This is a genomic window from Thermoplasmata archaeon (assembly GCA_038851035.1).
In the GTDB taxonomy this organism is placed as follows: domain Archaea; phylum Thermoplasmatota; class DTKX01; order VGTL01; family VGTL01; genus JAWCLH01.
In genome coordinates this window covers 25,581-32,637 of the sequence record JAWCLH010000030.1, presented here as the reverse complement: position 1 = coordinate 32,637, position 7,057 = coordinate 25,581, and the positions used below count along the sequence as shown (strand labels likewise).

Annotated in this window: 3 protein-coding genes and 1 tRNA gene; 3 read left to right on the top strand and 1 reads right to left on the bottom strand. The window is 60.4% G+C overall.

Translation table 11 applies throughout. The features are described from left to right. Window positions 1-974 (top strand): hypothetical protein (locus QW379_08935; protein ID MEM2870520.1); only part of this gene is annotated, 974 nt, incomplete at its 5' end. A gap of 367 nt (window positions 975-1,341) precedes the next feature. Beyond that, on the top strand, window positions 1,342-2,793 hold the full coding sequence (locus tag QW379_08930; protein MEM2870519.1) for a dihydrolipoyl dehydrogenase: 1,452 nt from the start codon (window positions 1,342-1,344) through the stop codon (window positions 2,791-2,793). 76 nt (window positions 2,794-2,869) lie between these two features. On the opposite strand, the gene QW379_08925 is transcribed toward QW379_08930, so the two are convergent. Further along, the gene (locus tag QW379_08925) at window positions 2,870-6,283 is read right to left on the bottom strand and encodes a C25 family cysteine peptidase (protein MEM2870518.1); all 3,414 of its coding nucleotides are present in this window, start codon (window positions 6,281-6,283) and stop codon (window positions 2,870-2,872) included. Between the two features lie 585 nt (window positions 6,284-6,868). On the opposite strand from QW379_08925, the gene QW379_08920 reads away from it, so the two are divergent. Continuing rightward, window positions 6,869-6,979, top strand: a tRNA-Ser gene (locus QW379_08920). Window positions 6,980-7,057 lie beyond the last annotated feature (78 nt).

Here is a 7,057-nt window from a genome sequence, read left to right as displayed (position 1 = left end):
CCGCGGACGGCCTCGCTCTGGCCTCCAGAGTCGTCACCGTCGTGGGCTCCGTGGACTTCGGCGCCGAGGTCAGAATCAATGGAGAGCTCGTGCAGGTCGTGGACTTCGTCTTCACCCAGACCCTCGCTTTCCCAGAGGACGGGACGCAGAGAATCGTGGTCTCGGCCACGGACCAGGCCGGCAACACCGTCGTCCTGACGAGGACCGTGAGCCTTGACACCACAACCCCGACCATCGTGCTCACGTTCCCCGACGAGGGACTCAAGGCCAAGCAGAGGCTGATAACCGTCACGGGCCAGACCGAGCCCTTCGCCAGGGTGCTAATAAACACCGAGACGGTCGTCCTCGTCGGGCGCGACGGCCTATTCGCGATTCCCGTCGTGCTCGAGGACGGCGAAAACAGAATCACCGTCAAGAGCACGGACGCCGCGGGCAACACCGTGACCGAGTCCCGGGTGGTCCTGAAGGAGAAGCCGCCAGTGGTGGTGAAGGAGGACACGAGCTGGATGCTCAACCTGGCGGGGCTAATGATAGGAATCGGACTGGCCCTGCCGTTGGTCACGTACATCGTCACCGCCTCCTGGAGCCAGAGAAGGAAGAGGGTGCTTGCGGAAATCGAGGCCGCGGAGGCGGAGCGGAGGGAGAGGGAGGCGCAGGAGGCGCGCAGGGCTACGATGCCAAAGGTCGAGAGGGTGATGAAGAAGAGGCCGAAGGAGCCCCCGAAGCCCCCCGAGGCCCCGCCGCCGGAGGCTCCAGAGCCTCAGCCCGCCAAGACTGGCCTAAAGGACAAGAGCGGCGTGGGCGAGGCGAAGCCTGAGGACATAGACCAGGCCACTAGCCTGGCGCCTGTGGCAGCGCCGGAGCAGGCTGGGAAGCCCGAGGCCCCCGCTCCGCCCGCCGAGGCGGGGCTTAAAGACAAGGAGCTAGAGGCCGAGGGCGAGGCTGGGGACACCCTCGTGGAGAGGAACAAGTGAGGGTAGTAGGGAGGATGTTGGGGTAGGGGCTCAAGAGGAGCCAGAGATAGGAATAAGTAGGGACTGCTAAGGGAGGAGAAACGAAGGGAGTGTGGCTCTCAAGGGGTGATGACGGGGAGACGAAACCAGGAGAGGCGGTTCATCGGTTCACCATTGGGGGGCCCCGCCCCCCGGGGTTCGCCCCTCACAGCGTGCCGTGTCCCTTGGTGTCAAAATCCCGTCATCACCCCGTTAGAATTCCACTTTGCACTAGCACGACCTTGCCACCTGCCCACCAATGAGCCACCGGCCACGGATTCAATACGTGATAATTGAACGCCATTTCCAAGCATAACGTTCTTATTCAGACGACCCTCTCGCCATAGGGATGACTGTGAGGGAGTACGACCTCGTCCTGATCGGCACGGGCTCGGGGATGAATATCGTGGCCCCCATGCTTAGGCATCGCGCCGGCGTGAGGGTGGCTATCATAGACAAGGACCCACCCGGCGGAATTTGCCTAACGAGAGGCTGCATACCGACAAAGATTCTTCTCCATTCGGCCGATGTGCTCAGAACGGCTCAGGATGCCAAGCACTTTGGGGTCGAAACGGGTCCAGTGCGCGCGGACTTCACAAGGGTGATGGAGAGGATGCGGCGGATGATTAACGAGGAGATAGAGCAAATTCGGCGAGGCCTCGAGAGTTCTCCTAACATTGACTACTATCCGAGCCGCGCGGAGTTCGTCGAGCCCTACACGCTCTCCGTCAGCGGCGAGAAAATCCGCTCCCGCACAATTGTGCTCTGCACGGGCTCAAGACCGTTTGTACCGCCGATTCGGGGGCTCGAGAGGACAGGCTTTCACACAAGCGACAGTGTGCTGGGTTGGAGGGAGCTGCCTGCGAGAATCGGGATAATTGGGGGCGGCTATATAGCGGCGGAATACGGCCACTTCTTCTCAGCGATGGGCTCATCGGTCACCATTATAGGCCGGAACCCGAGAATTCTACCTGGGGAGGAGCCCGAGGTATCGGAGCATGCCGCGGAGCACATGCGCCTGTACCTCAATCTGCTGACCAACCACGAGGTCGTGGGTGTGGATGTAGGTCCTAAAGGAGAAAAGCTCATCCACGCGGTAGATAGGGCAACGGGTAGCACTAGCTCTATCGCCGTGGACGAGATTTTGGTGGCGACGGGGAGGGCCCCCAACACCGACATCCTCCACCCAGAGAGGGGAGGGGTGATGACGGACAGGAGGGGCTGGATTCTCGTGAATGAATATCTCGAGACAACTGCACCAGGCGTATGGGCACTAGGCGACGCCATTGGGAGGTATATGTTCAAGCACGCCGCAAACTACGAGTCGCTCGTCGTCTATCAGAACTCCGTTCTTGGGCAGAGAGTAAAGGTGGACTACCGCGCGGTGCCCCACGCGGTCTTCACATACCCGGAGATAGCGAGCGTCGGAATGAGCGAGGCAGAGGCGGTTCGTGCGCTGGGGAGGGAGCGCGTTTTGATAGGGAGGGCCGACTATGGAGAGACGGCGAAGGGGCTCGCGATGGAGGCCAGCGGATGCTTCGCAAAGATAATCGCTGAGGCCAGGGCCGGGAGAATTCTCGGCGCGCACATAATAGGCCCCCACGCCTCCCTGCTGATTCAGGAGCTAGTGACGCTGATGTACACCCAGGAGAAGAGCCTAGCACCGATAGCCAATGGGATGCATATACACCCCGCGCTAAGCGAGGTCGTGGAGAGGGCCGCCTCGTCCCTGATGCCTGTGGAAATGTACCACCACGTCCTGAGCCACGGGGCCTCGGACACGGGGAAGCGTCACGGGTGACGGCTGGTCATTAAGGCGCCCAAGGCTCCACCGAGCCCTCGGCTTCTCAGAGGCGGGGGACAGATTCTTCGCCTGCTCAGCGCCGGCTCAGGCGCGCGATGAGCGCCAAACCGGCTATAAGTGTCACCAGAAGGAGCACAATGAGGGCCGCAGGCAATACAGTGTAATCGGTGACCGAGGAGCCGCCGGGCGGGAGCCCGTTGGCTCCTGTGTGTGGCCGACCTACGACCTGAACACTGTGGATGAGTTCCCACGACTGCAGCTCCGAGGCCGCGATGAGCGAGATATTATAGAAGCCGGCAGGCGTCCCGGAGGGGACGGCGAAGCGCACCACAAGCTCCCTCACCCCGCCGGGTGGAATTACGACTGGAGCCTGTGGGAGAGGCCAGAGTGGACCGCGGAGGGGGGTCAGAGAGATCGTCTCCGTCTCCGGGCCCATGTTCCGGACGACGACTGGGAAGAAGCCCTCTCCACCCTCGAGAACAATCGAAGAGTTCAGGAACTCGAGTTCCAGCCTTGAGACCCTCTCGACCCACACTTCGAGAAGAGCGCTCCTCGAGAGCGAGGGGTCGATGGAGGACGCGGCTCTGACGAGCAGGGGCCTCAAACCCGAGACGGCGCTCTCCGGAATGGAGACCGTGAGCGTGACGCACTCCACCCCTCCGGCCCCCACTGAAATATAGTTCCTTGAGAACTGGGCGACCGCGCCGTCTTGTAGAGAGAGAACGTAGGTGTCCCCGCAGTTGCCGGTGTTCTTAATCGAGAGGTTGAACTCTACGGAGTCTCCCGGGGAAAGCCTTTGCTGCGTCATGTCTGCCAAGAGTGTGAAACTCCTGCTCTCCCTGACCTGAACGGTCAGGTTCCGCGAGGCGCTCCAACCCTCCGTTGAGGCCACGAGCTCGAATCGGTAGGCCCCGGCGGCGCAGAGCGGCGGGACCTGAATCGTGGCGACCGCTCTCCCACTCGAGAAAGGTGGTAGGGAGAGCTCCTCGGAGCCTAAGAACCAGTCCCATCCCTCGGGCAGACCCGTAATGTCAATCTCAATGTGCTCTGGGAAATTGGATTCGCTATGGACGAGGGCCTCGAAGCTAACGTCTGACCCCTGGTCCACCGCGAGCCTGGCATCTGGGCAAGAGAGCTCGAGGGACGATACCCGCTCGACCACCGCTGAGAGTTCCAGCGAGGCGCTATTGAGGCCGCTGCTGTCACGCGCCGTTAAGCAGATGGGGTATTGGCCCGCCAGGGCGCGCCGGGCGTGGATAATGACGAGCTGGATTTCCTGCTCCTCGAACGCCCCGAGGGTCAGGACGGAGGGGAAGAGGGCGCTCCAGCCCTCGGGGATGCCACTTAGGGAGAGCTCGACGGGCTCTTGGTGGTTACCGATGTTTTTCAGGTTAACGCGGAAAAGTGCTCCTCGTGGACCTGCGAGAGCTTCAGTCTGGTTCGTCTCAAGGGCGATGCCATAGGTTTTGAGCACCTCTACCATCAGTGGTGCGGCGGCGCAAAGACCGCTCTCGGTCCGGAGGTCGGTTAGGAAGCTGTACCTACCGCTCAGGGTCTTTTGAGGGACCGCCAGTTCCAGCGAGGCGGCCCTCTCGCCCCACGGCCCGACAGTGAGACCGCTGATGGACAGCTCAGGAGTCCACCAGCCGCCGCCCCCGCTCAGTGTCACACATGCAGATTCCTCGATGTTGCCCGAGTTCCTAATGGTGAAGTTCACTGGGACGGTGTCCCCAGGAAGTGCCCTGAACTCTCCAACCTCCAGCGCCAGCTCGACCTTCCTGACGCACTTCACGCATGTCCTCAGGCCTAGCTCGATGGGGATGCCGGTACTGCCCTGCAGAATCGAGAGGGTGGTGAGCTCCTCCTGATAGGCGAGCGCACGGGCGGGCACCTCGACCCGCACCGTGACGTTCGCGGTTGCCCCTGCCTTCAGCCGCAGATGTTCGGGGTCGAGCGTGGTCACCCAGCTCCCGCCGGATGTGCTCAGACTGAGCTGTTCGGCGTGGAGGCCATTGTTGGCCACGGTGATTCTGTACTCAACGGCCTCGCCGGGATATGCCCAGAGGCTCTCGTTCTCGGGTGTGGCGTCTATACAGGGACCACCGATGAAGGCGATGGGGTCGCCGAGCTGGATGTACTCGACCAGCGTCTTGAAGTCGGCGTAGTCCCATATGCCGACGTTGTTCAAGTAGCTCCTCTTGGTCTCGTCGAGCATGGCCGCAGGCGCTATCGTGCCCTGGCTGAAGCTCTCGATGAGATGAACGAGCATATACCCAGAGTTCCATCTCACGTGATAGGTCCCAAAAGACCCATAGCCTATTCTTGTGTGGCCGATACTTGCGATGCTGCCCCCGATCGGGTTGAGGATAAGATACTCCCCGAGGCACTCGCTGCTGTCCACCGAGTGAGTTAGGCAGGCGTCGAGTATCGACAGGGGGAGCTTGTGGCCATTATTTAGATTCTGCGCCGTGCTGCTCGAGAGCCCGGGGCCGCCGCCGGAGTCCGGGTAGCATACGCCGCCGACGCTGCCATGGTCCGAGAAGAGGGCGAGGCCGCAGCCGGCGTTCATTGCGGAGGTGATACCGGATATGCTGAATGTCCCACTCTTTTCATAAAACTTCGAGAAATTGAACAGGGGTATAAAGGCGGAGGCCATGTCACAGGCGTATTCACCCTCCGCAATGCCCGAGTTGTCGCCCCTTGAGGGTCCGAAGGTATCTGTGCCGACCAGGGTCGCGTTACGGAACCAGTCCGGGCGCGAGGTGATGTTCTCGTCGTATGAAATCGTTTTGTTGATGATGGCCTTGAGCTCCGCCACTGTTCCCGCGGGCAGGCGCCCCACGCTCACGTCCGGGTCGAGGTCAACTTTGTCGGCGTTGGCGCTGCTCGATGTTGATTCTCCGAAGACATTGTCTCTATCATAATCCCAGTCAGAGAAATTCAGGCCTCCGTCCTTGTATATGTCCCCGTAATATAGGTCCGTTGGTGTGGAGGTGCCATCAATGTCATTGATATAGACCCTGCGAATCGGCACCTTGTCCACATCGCCCGCAAGAACGACATACTGGATGCTCCAGTTCTCGAGCGCTTGCTTGATAAAGAGCTTGATTTTCTCCTGGCTGTCCCGGCCCGCGCTCACGTTGAATATCGAGCCGTCGTAGACCGCGGTCAGGTTGACGACCCTACAGGAGAGGCCGATGGAGGTTTTGTGGTCCGCGTACTTCTGCATCTCGCCCTCGAATTCCGCGGGACAGATGGCGAGAATTGTGTAGGTCTCGTTGCCGCGAGGCATGAGGGGAGAAGGGGGAGGGATGCACCGGACCTCGATTTTCCCGCTCACAAGCTGGACCACTCTGCCGCTCAGAGGATTGTATTTCAATGGGTAGAGCTTTATGAATAGGTGGGCCTCGGGTCCTTCGGGACCCCAGCCCGTTGTCAGGGTAAAGTCCAGCTCAGTTTCTGGGAACAGCCGGTCCCTTTCGTACACAGGCCCCTTGAAGAGGGGTGGGCGACAGGCTCCGGGGAGAGAGGGGATGGGTTCAGGGGCCGGGGCGATTGTCCGAGTAATTATATATTCCCTATAGAAGGCCCCGCCAATGGAGACAGAATCGATTAGCGTGCCTAAGGGGAGGCTCAGCATCGTGGACCAGAAGGGAAGGAGAGGGGAACCGGCCTGACGGACCAACCCCGTGCAGCCCTCGACTTCCACGCAGATATATTCTCCAGCCTCCTCATACGTTGCCTCGGGAAAACTAATGGGAATGGTAACGAAGGGTGGTTCAGATGGAGTGATTTGGTGAGCCCGTGCGCCGGTTTCTGTCGCCGGAATGCCTAAGATAAAAAGCAGGCAGACCAGCAGGCAGGGGTGGGTTGAAGGCATCCGACGCACGGGCGCACCGTCCCATTCTCCTCCCAATGGGACCTATATTAACATTTGCAAATTAAATGAGGAATATATTCATTTCGGTTTGGTTTCGAATTGATTATTAAGGATTGTTAAGGATTGGCATCTACTCTATTCCCGTCGAACCGGTTGGTTTTTTATAGTCTCTTCGCTCTTTCCGTTTGAAGCGCCGAGGTGGCCCAGCGGTAAGGCGCGAGCCTGGAGTTCCTCCGGCCACAGCCGGAACCAGCAAGCTCGTGGGGGGCAACCCCCGCGGGAGTTCGAATCTCCCCCTCGGCGCTCTTTTTTTTGGCCAAGCCCGGGGAGCCCGAGGTGAGGAGACCAATTCGAAAACGTGGAATGGGCCGGGGAGAAATC

Excerpts from the sequence above, each read along its gene's own strand:
- QW379_08930 (MEM2870519.1), top strand. The coding sequence starts at position 1,342 with ATGACTGTGAGGGAGTACGACCTCGTCCTGATCGGCACGGGCTCGGGG.